Genomic DNA, 19,287 nt, shown 5'->3' on the forward strand with positions numbered 1-19,287 from the left:
GGGCTGCGCTGAAGGGGCACGACGCGCGCCTGGCGCACCCTGTGCGCGAAACGGCGCTCAACAGCGCCCTGCCATGCCAGGCGGCGCCCAACCCGCGCCTGGCCACACCCAAGCCCAAGCCCAAGCCCAAGCCCAAGCCCAAGCCCAAGCCCAAGCCCAAGCCCAAGCCCAACCCACGCGGCCCGAACCCGCCGGCCGCGCGCCGTCAGCGTTCGCTGTGCACGCGCTGACGCTTTTCGAGCGCCCGTGCGTAGCGCGTGAGCGGGAAGCACATCGCGAAGTAGATCAGCGCGACCATGCCGTAGATCGGGAACGGCCGGAATGCGGCATTGGTGATCATCGTGCCGGTCTTGGTCAGCTCCGTGAAGCCGATGATCGACGTGAGCGCGGTGCTCTTGACGACCTGCACGAGAAAGCCGACCGTCGGCGCGACCGCGATCTTCTTCGCCTGCGGCCATACGATGTAGCGCAGCTGCTGGCCGAACGTCATGCCGAGGCTCGCGCCGGCTGCCCACTGGCCGCGCGGCACCGCCTCGACGCAGCCGCGCCAGATGTCGACGAGGTACGCGCTCGTGTACAGCGTCAGCGTGACGATGGCGGCGGTCCACGGCGACACGTCGATGCCGAGCAGCGGCAGGCCGAAGAACGCGAGGAACAGCTGCATCAGCAGCGGCGTTCCCTGGAACAGTTCGACGTACACCGTCACGACGCGGCGCAGCCAGGGCAGCGGCGAGACGCGCATCGCGAGCAGCACGAAGCCCGCCACGCCGCCGCCCGCGAACGCGAGCAGCGACAGCACGATGGTCCAGCGCGCCGACAGCAGCAGGTCGCGCGCGATATCCCAGAGCGTGAACTGGATCATGATCCGCGCTCCGTCGAGACCGCGCGCGCCGCGACGAGGCCGAAGCGCCAGCGGCGCGGCGCGCGCTGCGCCGCATGCGGCGCGCGTCCGGCGAACAGGCGGCGGCCGAGCGCGTTCAGCAGCTGGCGCAGCAGGATGGCGAGCCCGAGATAGACGACCGTGATGATCAGGTAGCTCTCGAACGAGCGGAAATTGCGCGACTGGATGAAATTGGCCGCATAGGTCAGGTCGGGCACCGAAATCTGCGAGACGACCGCGGAGCCGAGCATCACGATCAGCACCTGGCTCGTCAGCGCCGGAAACACGTTGGCGAGCGCCTGCGGCAGCACCACGTGGCGGAAGATCTGGCGCCGCTGCAGCCCGAGCGCCTGGGCGGCCTGCAACTGGCCGCGCGGAATCGACTCGATGCCCGCGCGGACAATTTCGATCGCATAGGCGCCGAGGTTGACCGTCATCGCGAGGATCGACGCCTCGATCTCGTTGATGCGCACGCCGAGGCTCGGCAGCCCGAAGAACACGAAGAACAGCTGCACGATGAACGGCGTATTGCGGATCAGCTCCACGTATGCGGCGATCAGCGCGCGCGCCCAGCGCGGGCCGCCGGCCGCGATGCCGGCGCCGCCGATGCCGATCAGGCCGCCCGCGACCGTCGAGGCGGCGGTGAGCCCGACGGTCATCGCGGCGCCGCGCGCCAGCATCCCGGCGTACAGGCCGAAGCCGCTGAAATCGAAGGTATAGCTCATGACAGGCCGCAAGTCGTGACAACAGGGTTCGCCCGGCGCGCACCGGGCGAACGGATCAAAGGCTGGCCGGCAGCGGCGCGCGCAGCCACTTCTCGCAGATCGCGTTGAGCGTGCCGTCCTTGCGGGCCTGGGCGATGGCGCCATCGACCTTCTGCATCAGGCGCGGCTCGTTCTTGTTCAGCCCGACGTGATCCGGCGAGCTGAACAGCGCGAACTTCTGTTCGGGGTCGTTTGCCGGGTGACGCGCGAGGATTGTCGCGCCCACGTCGTTGCCGACCACGAGCAACTGTACCTGACCAGAAATAAATGCCGAAATTGCGCCGTTCGGATCGTCGAAGCGTTTGACGGTCGCCGACGCCGGCGCGATCTTCGACACGCTCAGGTCCTCCAGCGTGCCGCGCGCCACCGCGATGGTCTTGCCGGCGAGGTCGGCCGCGTCCTTCACCTTCAGGTTCTTCGGGCCGAACACCGCGAGATAGTAGGGCGCGTATGCCTGCGAAAAGTCGATCACCTTGGCGCGCTCGGGGGTTTCGCCGACCGACAGCAGCATGTCGGCCTTGTGGTCGGCGAGATAGGCCATCCGGTTGTCGCCGGTGACCTGCACGAGTTCGACCCTGGCATGAAGCGCGCGGCCGATCAGACTGGCGACGTCGATGTCGTAGCCCTGCGGCTGCATGTCCGGCCCGATCGAGCCGAACGGCGGATAGTCCTCGAACACGCCGATGCGCACGACGCCGGAATGGGCGATCGTATCGAGCGCGTCCGCGTGCGCGGCGGGCGCCGCGAACGCGCCGAACGCGACGATGCCCGCGCAGCCGAGCGCGCCGACGGCCGCCGCGAACGCGCGCTGCGCGCGCAGTGAAAGGCGATGAGCGGAATGCATGGTGGCTCCTCTGTCGAAAAATGCGGGAAAGAAAGCGGGAAACCGGAGCGGTCGATGCGCCGCCTCGCCGCCGGCCGGCCGCCGGACGCATGGGTCGCGCGTCGTGTGGGCCGGGGCTGGTTGCACTGTAGGTATGCCAAAATCCGCCGCCAATCGAAATCTGTGCATGGACGCCATGAGGGGGGCTCATGCGAGGGGCGGGGTGGGGCGGGGTGGGGTATCGGGTCGGACAACGCCGCTCACCTCCACGAACGATCATGGGCGTACGCGCGGTGTCGAGCCGGGCCTCGTTCGCCCCCGGCCCGGTCGGCGCCCGAAAGGACGCGCCCCCCTACGCCAATCCTGACGGCGCCTTCAGCCACACGTTCAGATAGCGCACCGATCCCGCCGGCATCGCGAGCGTTACCCGTCGGGTGCCGGAGTACGACAGCCGTTCAACGAACAGGCCTCCCCGCTCGCCGAATGACGGCTCCTGCCCGTCTCCCGTTCGCCGCACTTCCCCTCCGCACATGAGCCCCACGCATGCACGGCCTCGCCCAACGCCCCCCGTCCTGTTTTTGAATCGCGTATCCTGACAGCCTCACCGGCGGCCGGACCCGCTTTCGCCCGGGCCTGCCGCAATGCAATTTCCTGATAGCCGGAATCCGCCCGATGGCCACGCGACGACTCCCCCCGCTGAATGCGCTGCAGATCTTCGAAACGGTCGCGCGTCATCGCAGCTTCACGCGCGCCGCCGAGCACCTGTGCCTCACGCAGGGCGCGGTCAGCCGGCAGATCCTCGCGCTCGAAGACTATTACCGCTTCCCGCTGTTCCGGCGTCATGCGAAAGGCCTCACGCTCACCGCCGAAGGCGAACTGCTGCTGCCGGCGGTCAAGGAGAGCTTTGCGCGCATCGAGGAAATCTCGCTGCGCCTCACGCGGCAGCGCACCGACCTCGCGCTGAAGGTGCCCACCTGCGTGATGCGCTGGATGCTGCCGAAAATCATGCAGTTTCAGGTCGAGTACCCCGACCTGCACGTGCAGATCACGACGGCCTGGCAGCACGACGTCGACTTCCAGATCGAGCCGTTCGACGCCGCCATCATCTACGGCCATTCGCCTGGCGCGGACGTGCACGCGGTTCCGCTATTCGCGGAGCGTCTCACGCCGGTCTGCGCGCCGCATCTGCTCGACGAGCGGCCACTCGGCCGCTTCGACGATCTGCGCCGCCACACGCTGCTGCATCCGACCCGCGACCATCGCGACTGGAAGCTGTGGCTGGATCACGTCGGCGCGGGCAGCATCGATGCCGGTCAGGGGCCGAGCTTCGACACGCTCGATCTCGCGACGAACGCCGCGCTGCAGGGATTCGGCGTCGCGATCAGCGACCTCGTGCTGATCGACGAGGACGTCGCCGCACGGCGCCTCGTCCGGCCGTTCGACGCGGTGCTGACGACCGGTGCGCGCTACTTTTTCGTCTATCCGGATTCGGTGGCGCACCAGCAGAAGCTGCACCTGTTTCGCGAGTGGATCGCCGCGCATCGCGACGACCCCGCCTGATCCCGCGCGACCTCGCGCGACCGCGCCACTACGGCGCGAACGACAGGAACAGGTAGGTCGCGAACAGCGACAGATGGACGACCCCTTGCAGCACCGTCGTGCGTCCGCCGCTCAGCGTCAGCGTGGAGACGAGCAGCGTGAGCAGCAGCAGCACGGTTTCCTTCGCGGTGATGCCGAGCACGAGCGGCTGGCCGGTCCACAGGAACACCGCCGCGACGGTCGGAATGGTCAGCCCGATGCTCGCGAGCGCCGAGCCGAGCGCGAGGTTCAGGCTCGTCTGCAGACGGTCCGCGCGCGCGGCGCGCAGCGCGGCGAGGCCCTCGGGCAGCAGCACCAGCGCGGCGATCACGATCCCGACGACGGCCGGCGGCGCGCCGATCGCCTGCACCGCGTGCTCGACGGTCGGCGACAGCAGCTTCGCGAGCAGGACGACCGCGACGAGGCAGACCAGCAGCAGCACGCTGCTCAGCAGCGCGAGCGTGTGGCTGGGCGGGGCGGCATGCGTTTCGGCGCCGCTGTTTTCCGCGAGGAAATAGTCGCGGTGACGCACCGTCTGCACGAACACGAACGTGCCGTACAGCACCAGCGACGACACCCCCGCAAACGCGAGCTGCGACGTCGACAGCAGCGGGCCGGCCTGCGAGGTCGTGAAGTTCGGCATCACCAGCGTAAGCACCGACAGCGACGCGAGCACCGCGAGCGTCGCCGACGCGCCGCGCGCGTGGAAGTCCTGCTCGCGATGGCGAATGCCGCCCACCAGCAGGCACAGGCCGATAATCCCGTTGCAGACGATCATCACCGCGGCGAACACGGTGTCGCGCGCGAGATCGGCTTTCTCGGGCCCGTGCGAGAGCATCACGGAGACGATCAGCGCAACCTCGATCACCGTGACCGCGACTGCCAGCACCAGCGTGCCGAACGGCTCGCCGACCCGATGCGCGACGACCTCCGCGTGATGGACCGCCGCGAACACCGCGCCGGCGAGCGCCGCGGCGACCAGCGCGAGCAGCAGTCCGTGTTCCGGCCACGCGAACGCGAGACCGAGGATGACCCACGCCGCGATCGGCGCGCCGATCGTCCAGCGCGGCAGTACAGTGGAATGCGTGCTCATCGGTGTCGTTCCTTTTTCGTGACGGTCGGGCGCAAGCGCGTGTGCGGCGCGGGATGAAATCAATCAGGAATGCACCCTAATATCATAAAATAGCACGGCCACCCCCGAACGACGGGCGGCGAAATTTTGCGTTCTTCAAGGAATCATCGTGATTCGCAGTGACGAAACCCTGACCCTGCTGCTCGACAGCATCCGCCGCTTCGTGCGCGAGCGGCTCGTGCCGAACGAGGCGCTCGTCGCCGAAACCGACCAGATTCCGCCCGCGCTGCTGGACGACATGAAGGCGCTCGGATTGTACGGGCTGTGCCTGCCCGAGGAATACGGTGGTCTCGGCCTGACGATGGAAGAGGAGGTGCTCGCCGCGTTCGAACTCGGCATGACCTCGCCCGCGTTTCGCTCGGCGATCGGCAGCAACAACGGCATCGGCTCGACCGGCATCGTGATCGACGGCACGCCCGCGCAGAAGGAAAAGTATCTGCCGCGGCTCGCGTCGGGCGAGCTGATCGGCTCGTTCTGCCTCACCGAGCCCGAAGCCGGCTCGGATGCCGCGTCGCTGCGCACGCGCGCCGTGCGCGACGGCGCGCACTACGTGCTCAACGGCACCAAGCGCTTCATCACGAACGCGCCGGAGGCCGGCCTCTTCACGGTGATGGCGCGCACCGGCGCGGCGGGCGACGGCGCGGGCGCGATCTCGGCGTTTCTCGTCGAGGCCGGCACGCCGGGGCTGTTGCTCGGCAAGACCGACCGCAAGATGGGGCAGCAGGGCGCGCATACCTGCGACGTGATCTTCGAGAACTGCCGCGTGCCCGCGGCCAACCTGATCGGCGAGCGCGAGGGCGTCGGTTTCAAGACCGCGATGAAGGTGCTCGACAAGGGGCGCCTGCACATCGTCGCGATCGCGACGGGCGCGGCCGACCGGATGCTCGCCGACGCGCTGCGCTACGCGATGGCGCGGCGCCAGTTCGGCAAGCCGATCGTCGAGTTCGAGCTGATTCAGGCGATGCTCGCGGACAGCCGCGCGGACATCTACGCGGCGCGCTGCATGATCGTCGACGCCGCGCGCCGCCGCGACGCGGGCGAGCGCGTCACGCTGCAGGCCTCGTGCGCGAAGATGTTCGCCACCGAGATGTGCGGCCGGGTCGCGGACCGCGCGGTGCAGATCTTCGGCGGCGCGGGCTACATGAGCGAGTACGGGATCGAGCGCTTCTATCGCGACGTGCGGCTGTTCCGCATCTACGAGGGCACGACGCAGATCCAGCAGATCGTGATCGCGCGCGAGATGCAGCGCGGCTTGTCCGGCTGACGCGCGCGCTCACGAGCGCTGCTCGCCGGTGATGTAGAACTCCAGCTGCTGGATCGTGAACTGCTGCTCGGCGATGATGTGCTTCACGAGGTCGCCGATCGACACCATGCCGACCAGCCGGTCGCGGTCGATCACCGGCAGGTGGCGCATGCGCCGCTCGGTCATCAGCACCATGCATTCCTCGGCGCTCTGCCCCAGGTGCACGAACCGCACCGCCTTGCTCATGATCTCGCTCACCGGGGTTTCTTTCGACGCGCGTTCCATCAGCACGACCTTGCGCGCGTAGTCGCGCTCGGTGACGATGCCGACGATGCTCTCGCCCTCGGTCACCACGAGCGCGCCGATCTGCTTTTCCGCCATCAGCCGGATCGCGTGATAGACGGAATCGCTTGCGGCGATCGTGTAGACGTGCTGGTCTGGTTTGGCTTTCAGCAGTTGTGCAACGGTCGTCATGACGGGCTCCGTATCGCAATGCAGCACGCCGGGTCCGGCGTGGCGGGGGGAGGGGGCGGGCGCTTCAGTGCAGTTCAGTGCAGTATAGGCGGCGCGGCTGTTTCGGGCACGGCCGTGCGCGGACGCGACGGCGCGCGGGTGAGCGGGGCCGATTAGCGGTAAACTCCAGTTCCGAACCTTATTGCCCGGTGGTCCACGGGCTCATGCCAGTCCTTTGTCCAACGCTATGCCCACGCCTCACGATCCGACGCTCGCAGACGTCGACACCACCGGCGAATGCGTCACGCTCGACGCGGTCGCCACGTTGCCCACCCGCTACGGCACCTTCCGGTCCTATGTGTTTCGCGTCTGCGACAGCGGCGCGGAGCACCTCGCGCTCGTGATGGGCGACGTCGCCAACCGGGCATCGGTGCTCACGCGCCTGCATTCGGAGTGTCTGACGGGCGACGTGCTCGGCTCGTACCGCTGCGACTGCGGCGAGCAGCTCGACCTGGCGCTGCGCTACATCGCGGCCGAAGGCTGCGGCGTGCTGCTGTACCTGCGCGGTCACGAGGGCCGCGGCATCGGCCTGTCGAACAAGATTCGCGCGTATGCGCTGCAGGAGCAGGGGCGCGACACGGTCGAAGCGAATCTCGACCTCGGCCTGCCGGACGATGCGCGCGAGTACGACTCGGCGGCCGGTATTCTGCGCACGCTGAAAGTCACGTCGGTGCGGCTGATGAGCAACAACCCGAAGAAGTTCGACACGCTGTCGCGCCACGGCATTCCGGTGTGCGAACGCGTCGCGCTGGCGATTCCGATGCGCGGGGAAAACGAACGCTATATCCGCACGAAGCAGACGAAGTTCGGGCACTACTTCGACGAGAACGAGTAAGAACGGTCGCGCGCCGCTGCGCTAGCCGCCTGCGCCGGCGGTCAGTTGCGCGTAGACGTCGTGCGCGAGCTGCAGCAGCACCTTGCGCGCGATGCCGCCCGACACCGCATAGCCATAGTCGCCGTCGACCCAGTAAAACACCTTCACGGGACCGTCTTCGTAGAGCCGGAACGCGGTCGTGTCGGCGCTCTGGGCGCGATGCGAAATACAGACCGTGACGCGCTCGCCGTGCGCGCTGCGGTACATGAACTGCGCGACCGGTCCGTCCGTGCCCGGCAGGATCCGCCCGCCGGTCAGCTCGAAACCGCTCTTGTCGAGCATCGGCGCGTGCATGTCGGTGCCGAGCCGGTTCGCGAGCCACTGCGCGAAATCCTGCTGCTGCGCCGCGCCGATCTGCGGCGGACGTTCGACCTCCGGCATGTAGACCACGTGCGCGAGCGCGGCTTGCCGCGCGAAGCCTTCGCCCGGACTCGCGCTGACCGCCCGCGTGTGCGATGCGCCGCCCGGCATGCCCGGAAGCGGCAGATCCCGCGCGAAGCCGGCCCCCAGACCGAGCGCCACGCCCACCAGCAGCGACGCCGCCATCGCGCCGAACGGCCAGCGGCCGTTCGCGGCGCGAGGGCGCCGCGCACTCGCGCGCGCGCTCAGACGGCGCGGCACCGGCTCGGCGAGGATGCGGTCGTAGCGCTCGCGCAGCAGGCCGTTCAGCGCGAAATAGTCGCTTGCGCGCGCGGCGAGGGCCGGGTCGCGTTCGAGCGCGCGTTCCACCGCGTCGCGCTGCGCGCCGTCGAGCGTGCCGTCGACGTACGCGTGCAGCGTGTCGTCGTCGAGGGGCGTCGGTTGTTCTTTCATTTGACCACCTGCAGTTTCGTCCCGGGCTGCGCGCCCGCCATCAACGCCCTGAGCCGTTCGCGGCCGCGCGACAGCCGCGACATCACCGTGCCGAGCGGGATGCCCAGCGCGAGCGCGACCTCCGCATAGCTCATTTCCTCGAGTCCGACGAGCAGCACGACCTCGCGCTGTTCGGCGGGCAGCCGCTGCAGTGCGTAGTCGAGGTCGCGCATTTCCAGCGCGTGGCTTTGCGTGGACGGCACCGTCAGTTCGTCCGCGGCGAGTCCGGCGTCGTCCACCGGCACGTGCACCGCGCGCGTCGACGCCTTGCGCGCCTGGTTCGCAAACACGTTGTGCATGATCGTGAAGAGCCACGCGCGCAGATCCGTGCCGGCGCGAAACAGTTCGCTGCGCCCGAGCGCGCGTTCCAGCGTGTCCTGAACGAGATCGTCGGCGAGCTCGCGGTTGTTGATCAGCGCCCTCGCATAGCGCCGCAGCCGCGGGACGTGCTCCATCAACTCGTCGCGTATGTCCATTGAGCCTGTATGTGGCGTGCAGTCGGGCGTCGTGCGGCGGGGCCGCGCGCGACGGGAAAGGTTTGCGAGGCAAACACGTGTGGAGCGATCTTATTCCGTCTGGCCGGAACTCACTGCTGCAGCGTCAGCAGATCGGCGGCGCGCATCAGATCGTGCGTGCGGGCGGCGCCGGCGAGCACATAACGCCGGCGGCCGCGCGTCCACGTGAGCAGGCGCAGCGGGCCGACGCGGCGCGCCCGCCATTGCGGCTGCGCGCGCGCGGTCCATGCCCGCGCGCAGAGCAGCACCACCGGCTGGCCGTCGCGGTTCGTATAGACGTATTCGAGCACGCGGGCGGCCGGGCCGAGCGCGACGGTCTGCGTCGCGACGACGCGCATGCCCGCGGCGCGGAGGTTGGGGGCGTCGGCCGCCGTCGGCGATCGCCCGGGCGGCGCGACGGCGTCCGTTGCCGGCGCGCTTTGGGCGCGGATCAGCGCCATCACGGCGGCATCGTCGAGCATCGGCGGCGAAACCTGCGCGGCGGCGAGCCAGCCGCCGGCCGCCGTCAGCGCGACGCCCAGCGCGGCGAGGGCGACGCGAAGCGCGCGCCGTGCGCCCGGTGCGCGCCGCCTGCCGGTGCGTGCGCTGGCATGTGCGCGGGATGCGCGGGGTGCGTCCGATCCGCCGGATGCGTCCGATCTGCCGAATGCATCCGATCTGCCAGATACGTCCGATGCACCGAATGCATCCGATGCACCGGCGGCGTCGCGAGGCGCGGCCGCGTCGGCCGGCGGGAAGCGACGTCGCAATTGCGCGTTCAGCGCGCCATAGAACGCGACGCGGCGCGCTTCGCCGGCCTCGGCGCGCAGGTAGCGGCGCAGCCGCCGCGCGCGTTCGGGCGTCAGTTCGCCATCGACGTAAGCCTGGATGTCGGCTTCGGACAGGGGGCGCTCGGGAGGGGACATACGGGGGCGGGAGGAGGGGGCTGTCATGGCCAACACCGGCGCAGGCGGGTTTATTCCACCGCAGGGCCGGCGCCGCCACGTGCTCCGCGCGCCGCGCCGGCGCCCGCGTTCCGCACGTGCGTACAATACCCGGTTGGTCCCGGCCGGCCGTGCCGGAACAATCTGAACCTGCCACGATGGATCGCCCGGATGTCGTCCGTTTTCTACGACCGTGAAGATATTGCACGCTGGCTCGGCGCGGCAACGCTCGCGAAGGCGCGCGACTACGTCGATGCCGTCTCTCACGTGCATTGGGATCACCATGCGCTGCACGGCGAAGTGCAGGGCACGCAACGCCGTCCCTACGTGGTCGACGTGCGCTTTTACGACGTCGACGACGCACCCTGGGTCGAAGGCGACTGCACCTGTCCGGTCGGCTTTCAGTGCAAGCACGTGGCCGCGCTGCTGCTGGCCGGCCGCGAACTGCTGGAGGCGCCGCAGGACGGCGTGCGCCCGGAGCTGATGCGCTGGCTCACGCGCTTTCGCGCCCACGCGGATGCGGACACCGGTGCGGCCGCGTCCGCGCCGCGCATTGCGCTTGCGTACCAGCTCGGCTGGTCGCGTCTGCACCAGCGTCACGAAATCCAGCTCCTGAAGGCGCGCCGCGACGCGGACGGCGACATCCGCGCGCTCGACGAGCCGTGGAGCCAGGTCGAGGCCGCGCTGATCAAGCCGCCGAAGTTCGTCACGGAGGACGACCTCGTGATCCTGCGCAGCCTGTGGCTCGATCACGCGCGCGAACGGCACGGGCATTTCCCGCTGCGCGGCGCGAGCGGCGGCGACGTGCTGCACCGGCTGATCGCGACCGGACGGCTGTTCCCGGCGCCGGCCGGCGACGCGTCCGCGCGTGTGCCGCTGCGCGCGCTCACGCGCGGCGCGGCGCGCCCCGGCCGCATCGACTGGGAGACCCAGCCCGACGGGCGGCTGCGCCCGGTGCTGCGCACCGAGCCGGCCGCCGCGATGGTGCTCGCCACCGAGCCCGTCTGGTACGTCGATGCCGGCGCCGGCGAAGCGGGCATCGTCGAGCTTTCGCTGCCGTTCGCGCAGTTGCCGGACTATCTGGCGATGCCGCCGATCTCGCTCGCCGAGGCGCCGCTCGTCGCGGCGATGCTGCGCGAGCTCGCACCCGGCTTGCCGCCGCCGCCCGCCGCGCCCGAGCATGCGGCGGTGCGCGTGATCGACACGCCGCCGGTGCCGGTGCTCGCGCTCACCACGCTCGCCGGCGGCTTGCCGGGCGCGCCCGCGCGCGCGCAACCGGCGGACGTCGCGACGGTCGCTTTCGACTACGAGGGCGTCAGCGTGCGCACGGACAGCCGCGCGACGCTGGTACCGCTGCCGGGCGGCGGCGTGATCCAGATCCGGCGCCGCTACGACGAAGAAAAGCAGCGTCTGCTCGAACTGCGCAAGGCCGGCCTGCAGGTGGTGCCGGCGCGCGCCTCCGCGCGCCACGCGCTCGCGGAGACGATGCTCGCGCTGCCGGATTCGCAGGCGTGGGCCGCGTTCGTCGACGTCACCGTGCCCGAACTCGAACGCGGCGGCTGGCGCGTGACGGTTGCGCCGGCGTTTCGCCATCGCGTGATCGAGATCGATGCGATCGAGGGGACCGCGCATCAGGCGGGCGACGGCTGGTTCGATCTGGAGATGGGCATCGCCGTGGGCGAGCGCACGGTGCGGCTCGAACCGCTGCTCGCCGGGCTGTTCCGGCGCGACCGCCGCTGGCTGGGCGGCGCGCTGGACAGCATCGACGACGACGAGCCGATCGAACTCACCACCGAGCGCGCCGAACGGCTGCGGCTGCGCGCCGGACGTCTGAAGCCGGTCGTGCGCGTGCTGGTCGATCTGTTCGACGGTCTCGGCAGCTGGAAGGCCGAGGACACGCTGAGGATTCCCGCGCTCGATGCCGGCCGGCTCGCCTCGCTCAACGATACCGGCCGCTGGCAGTTTCGCGGCGATGCGTCGCTGCGCGAGCTCGCGAGCCGCCTGCAGCGGGGCGCCGGCGTGCGTCCGGTGCCGGTGCCGCGCGGTTTGCGCGCGCAGTTGCGGCCCTATCAGCGCGAGGGCCTGAGCTGGATGCAGTTCCTGCGCGAACACGGTCTCGCGGGCGTGCTCGCCGACGACATGGGTCTCGGCAAGACCGTGCAGACGCTCGCTCACGTGCTCGCCGAGAAGGAGGCCGGCCGCCTCGACCGGCCCGCGCTCGTCGTGATGCCGACCACGCTCGTGCACAACTGGCGCGCGGAGGCGCAGCGCTTCGCGCCGGATCTGAAAGTGCTGGAGCTGAACGGACCGCAGCGCAAGGAGCGTTTTGCGCGGATCGGCGAGCATGAGCTGGTGCTGACCACCTACGCGCTGCTATGGCGCGATCACGCGGTGCTCGCCGAGCACGACTATCACCTGCTCATTCTCGACGAGGCGCAGCACGTGAAAAATGCCGCGACCCGCGCAGCGGGTGCGGTGCGCGCGCTGCGCGCGCGGCACCGGCTGTGCGTGACCGGCACGCCGCTCGAAAACCACCTGGGCGAGTTGTGGGCCCAGTTCGACTTTCTGCTGCCGGGTTTTCTCGGCACGCAGAAGGATTTCACGAAGCGCTGGCGCAATCCGGTCGAGCGCAACGGCGACACGGTCCGGCGCGATCTGCTCGCGCGCCGGCTGCGCCCGTTCATGCTCCGCCGCCGCAAGGACGACGTGGCGAGCGAGTTGCCGCAGAAGACCACGATCGTGCGCAGCGTCGATCTGCAGGGCGCGCAGCGCGACCTGTACGAAATCGTACGGACTGCGATGCAAGCCAGGGTGCGCGAGGCGGTCAGCGCGCAGGGGCTCGCGCGCAGCCGCATCATCGTGCTCGACGCGCTGCTGAAGCTGCGCCAGGTCTGCTGCGACCCGCGCCTCGTGAAACTCGAACGCGCGGCGCGCGTGAAGGAATCGGCGAAGCTCGAACTGCTGCTCGCGATGCTGCCGGAACTGATCGAGGAAGGGCGGCGCGTGCTGCTCTTTTCGCAGTTCACCGGCATGCTCGCGCTGATTGCCGCCGCGCTCGACAAGGCCGGCATCCCCTACGTGACGCTGACCGGCGACACCGCCGATCGCGCGAGCCCGGTCGAGCGGTTTCAGCGGGGCGAGGTGCCGCTGTTCCTGATCAGCCTGAAAGCGGGCGGCGTGGGGCTGAACCTGACTGCGGCCGACACGGTGATCCACTACGATCCGTGGTGGAATCCGGCCGCCGAGAACCAGGCGAGCGATCGCGCGCACCGGCTCGGCCAGGACAAGCCGGTTTTCGTGTACAAGCTGATCGCGGCCGGCAGCATCGAGGAAAAGATCGTGCAGTTGCAGGAGCGCAAGGCGGCGCTCGCCGACGGCATCCTGTCGGACGACGCACAGGCGTCGGTCAAGTTTTCCGATGACGATCTCGATGCGCTGTTTGAGCCGATTCCGCAGGTCGAACCTACCTGATCGCGAGGACGGTCAGATGCATACGCGGCGATCTGACAATCCTTAAACGATTTAATTCGAGACCCTCCCTATACTTTGCTGCAGCACGTCAATGTGAATTGACCGTCGCGCGGCCGCACCTTCACGGACGTTCATGCCGGATGCATCGCGCGGGCAATCCGCAGCGCAACCGGTGGCAGACCGTTCAGCGAGGAATCCGATGTTTTTCAGACCGCGCACCCTGCGCATTCCGTTCGATGCGCGCGCGCCGGGACGCGGCGTACAAAAGCGTCTGCAGCGCATCGAAATGGACGTGGCGGACGACGTGCACGCGCGCGCGGCGCTCGAGGCGTATGCGGATTCCTGCGCCGCCGACATGCCGTGGCTAGCGGAATGGCTGCGCGAGGCAGCCGGACCCGGCGCGCGCGAACTGGGACATTGCGGCGCGACGGTGCGGCGGGTATTCGGGCTCGCGCAGCGCTGGGCGGCTGCCCAGCCGGACTACGCGCACGGCGCGTGGGAGCACGTGCGCGGTCATCTGGAGGCGGCGTTGAGCCGTCGTGTCGCATCGCCCGACAAGGATGAAATCGAGGCATCGCTTCTGAATAGCGGTGCATGACGCGAGGCAGGAGCAGGACGGGGCCAACCCGGCACAGGCGCGTCGCGCGGGCCGCACAGGTGGCGGGTAGCGCGCCGGTGTCCGTGGCGTTGATGCATCGTGAGGGCGGTTTCGATTATGATGAAATCGTCCGCCGTGGGGGCGGGTCGAGCGAGGGCGCAGACGCATCGCAGCGATCCGGACGGCGAGAAACGATGCATTCGTGCGCCATGTTTTTGAGATGGTATGTCGGCCAGGGATGTCGGCCTGGTGTGTCGGCTGTTTGGAACTGCTGTTTGAGCGTATAGCTTCGGGCGGGACGGGGGCGGTTGCGGATGCGGGGCGGCGCGCGCTTCGTCGCGGCCGGCCACGCCGGCGCGCTCGCCACGCAGTCGCCGACCGTCGTTTGATACGCGGCCGTCCAGATACGAAAAACGCAATAGCATGGCGGAGAGTTATGAGAATTGCAGTCCTGGATGACGATCCGGCCCAGACCGACCTGGTCTGTCAGACGCTGTCGGCCGCGGGGCATGTCTGTCACGCATTCGGGCAAGGGCGCCTGCTGGTGCGCCAGCTCAGGCGCCAGACCTTCGACCTGCTGGTGCTCGACTGGAACGTGCCCGACATGACCGGCGACGAAGTGCTGCGCTGGGTCCGCGAGAGTCTCTCCGAGCGCCTGCCCGTGCTGTTCATGACGAGCCGCGGCGAGGAGCACGACATTGCGTCGATGCTGAACACCGGCGCGGACGACTACATGGTCAAGCCGGTGTCCGCAGCGGTGCTGCTCGCGCGGGTCGGCTCGCTGCTGCGGCGCGCCTACCCGCCGAACACCAGCGGTTCGCGCGAAGTCTTCGGCGACTACGAGTTCGACCTGCAGGCAAAGCACGTGATCGTGCGCGGCGCGGCGGTCGCGGTCACGCAGAAGGAGTTCGACCTGGCGCTGCTGCTGTTTCAGCATCTGAGCCGGCCGCTGTCGCGCGCGCACATCCTCGAAGCGATCTGGAAGCAGGCCACCGAGATTCCGTCGCGCACGATGGATACGCACGTGTCGATGCTGCGCAGCAAGCTCGGCCTGCGGCCCGAGAACGGCTACCGGCTGACGCCGATCTACGGCTACGGCTACCGGCTCGAACGGCTCGACAGGGGGGAGGCGTGAGCGTTGCCGTACCGACGCCCGCGGCGCGCGGCAAGCGTCGCGCATGGGCGCGGCCGATGCCGCGCGCGGCGCTCGTGCTCGCACTCGCACTCGCGCCGGCGCTCGCGCCACGGCTCGCCGCGGCGCAGGCGCATCCGCGCCGGGTCGCGCATCCGCATCCGGCCGTGGCCACGGTGCCCTATCTGACCCATGCGGGCGACACGCTGTATGAAATCGCGGCGCGCTATCTGCACGACGTGCACGACTGGCCCGCGCTCGCCCGCCTCAACCACGTTCCCGCGCCACGCCGTCTGCCGGCCGGCATCGCGCTGAAGCTGCCGGCTGCGCTGCTGCGCGAGCAGGCGCAAAGCGCACAGGTGGTGGCGACGAGCGGGCCGGTCGAGCATGCGTTCGGCGCCGGACCCTATACGCCGCTCGTGGTCGGGATGCAGCTCGGCGAGGGCGATCGCGTGCGCACCGGCGACCAGGGCTTCGTCACGCTGAGGCTGCCGGACGGCTCGCACGTGATGGTGTCGCAGCGCGCATCGATCGACATCCTCCGCTTGCGCAAGACGGTGCTGACCGACGCCGGCGACCGGGTGATCGGGCTCAGGCGCGGCGAGGTCGACAGCGAAGTCACGCATGCGCAGCATCACGACGACCGCTTCCAGATCCGCGCGCCGTCGGTGGTGGCCGGCGTGCGCGGCACGCACTTTCGGGTGAGCTACGACAGCGCGGACCGACGGACCGCGGTCGAAGTGCTCGACGGCGCGGTCGGCGTCGATCCGGCAAGCGCCGCGGCGCCGCCGCCGGGCGTGCCGCTGCAGGCGTCGCAGCAGCTCGTGCGGGCGCGCTACGGCAGCGTGACGGACACCGGCGGCACGATCGGCGCGCCGCTCGCGCTGCTCGCGCCGCCGCAGCTGCAGGATCCCGGGAAGGTGCAGGACGACGCGACGGTCGCCTTCGCGCTGGCCGCCGATCCGCAGGCGGCGGGCTACCGCGTGCAGGTCGGCCGCGACGCGGACCTGCTCGATACCGTGCGCGACGTGCGCGTGCGCGCGCCGCATGCGGATCTCGGGGCGCTGCCCGACGGCACGTATTTCGTGCGCATCGCGGCGATCGACCCCAACGGTCTCGAAGGTCTGTCGCAGACCTATTCGTTCGAGCGTCACCGGCTCGGCGTCGATGCGTCGGCGCAGGCGAGCCGCGGCCACGATTACCGGTTCCGCTGGTTCGCGAGCGGCGGCGCGCCGACGCGCTTTCGCTTCGTGCTCGGCACGAGCCCGGACCTGCGCGCGCCGCTCGTCGACCGGCCCGATCTGTCGGGCAGCGAGATCGTCGTGTCGGATCTGCCGCGCGGCGTTTATTATTGGACCGTGATCGCCGAGCAGTTCGACAACGGCCGGTTTTATCAGAAGGGCAGTCCGATCCGCGTGTTTACCCAGGCCCGCTGAACGGCTCCGTCCCGACCGTTCGTCATCCTGTCCGTCGCCTGTGTTTGCGCTGCGCTTGAGCGTCGCGCATTTGCGCCGATTTTGTGCCATTGTGCCCTTGCGTTCCGATTCGCCCACTTCTTCGCGCCTGAGCCTCGATCCGCGCGCCCGGCTGGGCCGGCGCGCCGGCCGGCGCTTCCTGCTCGAATGGGCAATGCTCGGCTGCCTGGGCGTCGCGGTGATCCTGCTGTGCGCGCTCGGGCACGCGAGCGAGGATCTCGACCATCTGGTGTACGACCGCTTTCTGGCGCTGCACCGCCAGCCGACGCTGGCCGATATCGTCGTGGTCGAGATCGACAATGCGAGCATCGCACAGCTCGGCCGCTGGCCGTGGCCGCGCAGCGTGCACGCGGCGCTGCTCGAACAGCTTGCGAAGGCGCGGCCGGCCGCGGTGATCTACGACGTGCTGTTCACCGAGCCGAGCCCCGACGACGCGCTGCTCGCGCATGCCGTCTCGCTCGACCCGACCTACCTGCCGGTGCTGCTGACGCCGGCCGACGCCAGCGGCGAGCGCACCGTCGTGAAGCCGGTCGCGCCGCTGGCGGCCGCCGCCGCGGGGCTCGGCCACATCAATTTCGAAGTGGACAGCGATGGCATCGTGCGCAGCGTCGCGCTGTTCGAGGGCGACCCGCCGACGCGCTGGCCGCAGCTGATGGTGCCGGTCTGGCGCGCGGTGCGCAGCGGCGCGCTGCGGCTCGCGCAGCCGCTGCCGCCGCACGACGCGCGACGCGCGTCACCCGGCGGCGGCGGCGACGGCCGCTTTCTGATTCCGTTTAGCCTGAACGCGCAGCACTACGCGCATGTGTCGTTCGCGAGCGTGGTCGACGGCAAGGTGCCGGCGCAGCAGTTGCGCGGCCGCCTCGTGCTGATCGGCGCGACGGCGTCGGGGCTGTACGACCGCTTTGCGACGCCGGTGTCGGGCCGGCTCGGACCGCTGCCGGGCGTCTACATCCATGCAAACGTGCTCGATACGCTGCTGACCGGCCGCGAAATCGAGCCGAGCGGCGCGCTGCTGCTCGTGTTTGCATCGCTGCTGCCGCTCGCGGCGCTGCTCGGCGGCTTCCTGGTGCTGTCGCCGCGCCGCTCGCTGCTCCTGACCGCCGGGCTGGCGGCGCTGGTCGTCGCCGGCAGCGCGGCGCTGCTGTATGGCGCGCGGCTGTGGCTGTCGCCGGTGCCCGCGGTGATCGGGCTGGTCGTCGTCTATCCGGTCTGGAACTGGCGCCGCCTCGAAACGACGATGGCCTATCTGCGCAAGGAACTGCAGCGCCTCGCCGACGGACCGCATTTGCTGCCGCGCGCGCCGCAGCCGCGCCGCGAGTTCGGCGGCGACGTGCTGGAGCAGCAGATGGCGCTGATGGCGCAGGCGGCGCAGCGCGTGCAGGACATGCAGCGTTTCGTCTGGGACAGCCTCGACAGCGTGCCCGAGCCGATTCTCGTCAGCGATGCCGACGGCGTCGTGCTGCTCGCGAATCATGCGGCGAAGGCCCATTTCGCGCGGCTTGGCGCGGCGACGCCGGAGGGCCGGCCGATGCGCGACGTGTTCGGCGGCCTGAGCTTCGTGAAGGCGATCGACACGGGCCGCGACGACGACGCGGCGCGCCAGCTGCGCGCGCTCACGCACTGGCCCGCGATGCTCGATCCGACGCAGCGCGCGTTCGCGGACCTGATGGCGCACGGGATCGAGGTGCGCGACACGCGCGCGTGCGATCATCTGCTGCGCTATGCGGTCTGCAAGAATGCGCAAGGCAAGGAGACCGGCTGGATCGCCGGCCTCGTCGACGTGTCCGCGCTGCACGCCGCCGAGCGGCAACGCGAGGATGCGCTGCGGCTGCTGTCGCACGACATGCGCTCGCCGCAGGCCTCGATTCTCGCGCTGGTCGAGATCGAGCGCGCGCATGTCGAGTCCGCGCATCAGCGCGAGCTGCTCGAACGGATCGAGCGCTACTCGCGACGGGCGCTCACGCTCGCGGACGACTTCGTGCAGCTCGCGCGCGCCGAATCGCAGGCGTATGAACTGGAGCCGGTGAGCCTGAACGAACTGGCGATCGACGCCAGCGACGAGGTCTGGCCGCAGGCGCATGCGAAGCAGATCCACCTGGAAACGGGCGGCGTGGCCGACGGCGCCTACTGGATCTGCGCGGACCGCTCGCTGATGACGCGCGCGCTGGTCAACATCCTGAACAATGCGGTCAAGTACAGTCCGCCGCACACGCGCATCACCTGCACCACGGGTCCGGCGCGCGGCGCGCCCGGGCGGGTCGAATGCACGATTCGCGACGAGGGCTACGGAATCACGCCCGAGGACCAGCGCCGGCTGTTCGAGCGCTTCCGGCGCTTTCGCGCGGACGGTCAGCCGGACAGCGACGGCGCCGGCCTCGGGATGGCTTTTGTGAAAACGGTGGTGACCCGCCACGGCGGCGATGTGCGGGTGGAAAGCGCGCCGGGGCAGGGGACGGCGTTCACGCTGTGGCTGCCGGCGCTCGACGGCGAACCGGCGCGCGCCGCATGAGCGGC

Annotated in this window: 16 protein-coding genes; 8 read left to right on the forward strand and 8 right to left on the reverse strand. The window is 69.8% G+C overall.

Annotated elements, in window-relative coordinates:
- Window positions 1-205: 205 nt before the first annotated feature.
- Genes AC3AP7_RS22765 through AC3AP7_RS22775 form a run of 3 tightly spaced genes read right to left on the reverse strand, consistent with a single transcriptional unit; the run spans window position 206 to window position 2,488 of the window.
- A complete protein-coding gene (locus AC3AP7_RS22765; protein WP_487364798.1) occupies window positions 206-862 on the reverse strand; it encodes an amino acid ABC transporter permease in 657 nt (218 codons plus the stop codon).
- Complete coding sequence (locus AC3AP7_RS22770; protein ID WP_487364799.1) at window positions 859-1,605, reverse strand: amino acid ABC transporter permease; 747 nt, start codon at window positions 1,603-1,605, stop codon at window positions 859-861. The genes AC3AP7_RS22765 and AC3AP7_RS22770 overlap by 4 nt, the downstream gene beginning before the upstream one ends.
- A 55-nt stretch (window positions 1,606-1,660) precedes the next feature.
- Window positions 1,661-2,488: a transporter substrate-binding domain-containing protein gene (locus tag AC3AP7_RS22775; RefSeq protein ID WP_487364800.1), complete on the reverse strand. Its 828-nt coding sequence runs from the start codon at window positions 2,486-2,488 to the stop codon at window positions 1,661-1,663.
- 651 nt (window positions 2,489-3,139) lie between these two features.
- Between AC3AP7_RS22775 and AC3AP7_RS22780 the strand changes: the two genes are divergently transcribed.
- Complete coding sequence (locus AC3AP7_RS22780) at window positions 3,140-4,027, forward strand: LysR substrate-binding domain-containing protein (protein ID WP_487364801.1); 888 nt, start codon at window positions 3,140-3,142, stop codon at window positions 4,025-4,027.
- A 28-nt stretch (window positions 4,028-4,055) separates the two neighbouring features.
- On the opposite strand, the gene AC3AP7_RS22785 is transcribed toward AC3AP7_RS22780, so the two are convergent.
- A complete protein-coding gene (locus AC3AP7_RS22785; RefSeq protein ID WP_487364802.1) occupies window positions 4,056-5,138 on the reverse strand; it encodes a calcium:cation antiporter in 1,083 nt (360 codons plus the stop codon).
- 148 nt (window positions 5,139-5,286) lie between these two features.
- On the opposite strand from AC3AP7_RS22785, the gene AC3AP7_RS22790 reads away from it, so the two are divergent.
- Entirely contained in the window at window positions 5,287-6,441 is a 1,155-nt protein-coding gene (locus tag AC3AP7_RS22790) for an acyl-CoA dehydrogenase family protein (RefSeq protein WP_487364803.1), read from the forward strand.
- A 9-nt stretch (window positions 6,442-6,450) separates the two neighbouring features.
- On the opposite strand, the gene AC3AP7_RS22795 is transcribed toward AC3AP7_RS22790, so the two are convergent.
- The gene (locus AC3AP7_RS22795; protein WP_487364804.1) at window positions 6,451-6,894 is read right to left on the reverse strand and encodes a CBS domain-containing protein; all 444 of its coding nucleotides are present in this window, start codon (window positions 6,892-6,894) and stop codon (window positions 6,451-6,453) included.
- 226 nt (window positions 6,895-7,120) lie between these two features.
- Between AC3AP7_RS22795 and ribA the strand changes: the two genes are divergently transcribed.
- Entirely contained in the window at window positions 7,121-7,768 is a 648-nt protein-coding gene (gene ribA / locus AC3AP7_RS22800) for a GTP cyclohydrolase II (protein ID WP_487364805.1), read from the forward strand.
- 21 nt (window positions 7,769-7,789) lie between these two features.
- Here the strand turns inward: ribA and AC3AP7_RS22805 are convergent, their stop codons facing one another.
- The 3 genes from AC3AP7_RS22805 to AC3AP7_RS22815 all read right to left on the reverse strand — a co-directional run bounded on the left by AC3AP7_RS22805 (window position 7,790) and on the right by AC3AP7_RS22815 (window position 10,079).
- Entirely contained in the window at window positions 7,790-8,620 is an 831-nt protein-coding gene (locus AC3AP7_RS22805; RefSeq protein ID WP_487364806.1) for an anti-sigma factor family protein, read from the reverse strand.
- On the reverse strand, window positions 8,617-9,135 hold the full coding sequence (locus tag AC3AP7_RS22810; RefSeq protein ID WP_487364807.1) for an RNA polymerase sigma factor: 519 nt from the start codon (window positions 9,133-9,135) through the stop codon (window positions 8,617-8,619). Before AC3AP7_RS22810 ends, AC3AP7_RS22805 begins: the two co-directional genes overlap by 4 nt.
- Window positions 9,136-9,245: 110 nt before the next feature.
- On the reverse strand, window positions 9,246-10,079 hold the full coding sequence (locus AC3AP7_RS22815) for a transcriptional regulator (RefSeq protein WP_487364808.1): 834 nt from the start codon (window positions 10,077-10,079) through the stop codon (window positions 9,246-9,248).
- Between the two features lie 189 nt (window positions 10,080-10,268).
- Between AC3AP7_RS22815 and AC3AP7_RS22820 the strand changes: the two genes are divergently transcribed.
- The 5 genes from AC3AP7_RS22820 to AC3AP7_RS22840 all read left to right on the forward strand — a co-directional run bounded on the left by AC3AP7_RS22820 (window position 10,269) and on the right by AC3AP7_RS22840 (window position 19,282).
- On the forward strand, window positions 10,269-13,568 hold the full coding sequence (locus AC3AP7_RS22820; RefSeq protein ID WP_487364809.1) for a DEAD/DEAH box helicase: 3,300 nt from the start codon (window positions 10,269-10,271) through the stop codon (window positions 13,566-13,568).
- A 199-nt stretch (window positions 13,569-13,767) separates the two neighbouring features.
- Window positions 13,768-14,166: a hypothetical protein gene (locus AC3AP7_RS22825; RefSeq protein ID WP_487364810.1), complete on the forward strand. Its 399-nt coding sequence runs from the start codon at window positions 13,768-13,770 to the stop codon at window positions 14,164-14,166.
- Window positions 14,167-14,602: 436 nt separating this feature from the next.
- Window positions 14,603-15,301, forward strand: coding sequence for a response regulator transcription factor (locus AC3AP7_RS22830; RefSeq protein WP_487364811.1), 699 nt, complete (start codon window positions 14,603-14,605; stop codon window positions 15,299-15,301).
- A 56-nt stretch (window positions 15,302-15,357) separates the two neighbouring features.
- Entirely contained in the window at window positions 15,358-16,734 is a 1,377-nt protein-coding gene (locus AC3AP7_RS22835) for a FecR family protein (protein ID WP_487364983.1), read from the forward strand.
- Between the two features lie 97 nt (window positions 16,735-16,831).
- Complete coding sequence (locus AC3AP7_RS22840) at window positions 16,832-19,282, forward strand: CHASE2 domain-containing protein (RefSeq protein ID WP_487364812.1); 2,451 nt, start codon at window positions 16,832-16,834, stop codon at window positions 19,280-19,282.
- Window positions 19,283-19,287: the final 5 nt, after the last annotated feature.

The sequence above is a fragment of the Paraburkholderia sp. PAMB 6770 genome (assembly GCF_057748135.1).

Excerpts from the sequence above, each read along its gene's own strand:
- AC3AP7_RS22810 (WP_487364807.1), bottom strand. The coding sequence starts at position 9,135 with ATGGACATACGCGACGAGTTGATGGAGCACGTCCCGCGGCTGCGGCGC.
- AC3AP7_RS22825 (WP_487364810.1), top strand. The coding sequence starts at position 13,768 with ATGTTTTTCAGACCGCGCACCCTGCGCATTCCGTTCGATGCGCGCGCG.
- AC3AP7_RS22785 (WP_487364802.1), bottom strand. The coding sequence starts at position 5,138 with ATGAGCACGCATTCCACTGTACTGCCGCGCTGGACGATCGGCGCGCCG.
- AC3AP7_RS22780 (WP_487364801.1), top strand. The coding sequence starts at position 3,140 with ATGGCCACGCGACGACTCCCCCCGCTGAATGCGCTGCAGATCTTCGAA.
- AC3AP7_RS22805 (WP_487364806.1), bottom strand. The coding sequence starts at position 8,620 with ATGAAAGAACAACCGACGCCCCTCGACGACGACACGCTGCACGCGTAC.
- ribA (WP_487364805.1), top strand. The coding sequence starts at position 7,121 with ATGCCCACGCCTCACGATCCGACGCTCGCAGACGTCGACACCACCGGC.
- AC3AP7_RS22815 (WP_487364808.1), bottom strand. The coding sequence starts at position 10,079 with ATGTCCCCTCCCGAGCGCCCCCTGTCCGAAGCCGACATCCAGGCTTAC.
- AC3AP7_RS22765 (WP_487364798.1), bottom strand. The coding sequence starts at position 862 with ATGATCCAGTTCACGCTCTGGGATATCGCGCGCGACCTGCTGCTGTCG.
- AC3AP7_RS22775 (WP_487364800.1), bottom strand. The coding sequence starts at position 2,488 with ATGCATTCCGCTCATCGCCTTTCACTGCGCGCGCAGCGCGCGTTCGCG.
- AC3AP7_RS22770 (WP_487364799.1), bottom strand. The coding sequence starts at position 1,605 with ATGAGCTATACCTTCGATTTCAGCGGCTTCGGCCTGTACGCCGGGATG.
- AC3AP7_RS22835 (WP_487364983.1), top strand. The coding sequence starts at position 15,358 with ATGCCGCGCGCGGCGCTCGTGCTCGCACTCGCACTCGCGCCGGCGCTC.
- AC3AP7_RS22820 (WP_487364809.1), top strand. The coding sequence starts at position 10,269 with ATGTCGTCCGTTTTCTACGACCGTGAAGATATTGCACGCTGGCTCGGC.
- AC3AP7_RS22830 (WP_487364811.1), top strand. The coding sequence starts at position 14,603 with ATGAGAATTGCAGTCCTGGATGACGATCCGGCCCAGACCGACCTGGTC.
- AC3AP7_RS22795 (WP_487364804.1), bottom strand. The coding sequence starts at position 6,894 with ATGACGACCGTTGCACAACTGCTGAAAGCCAAACCAGACCAGCACGTC.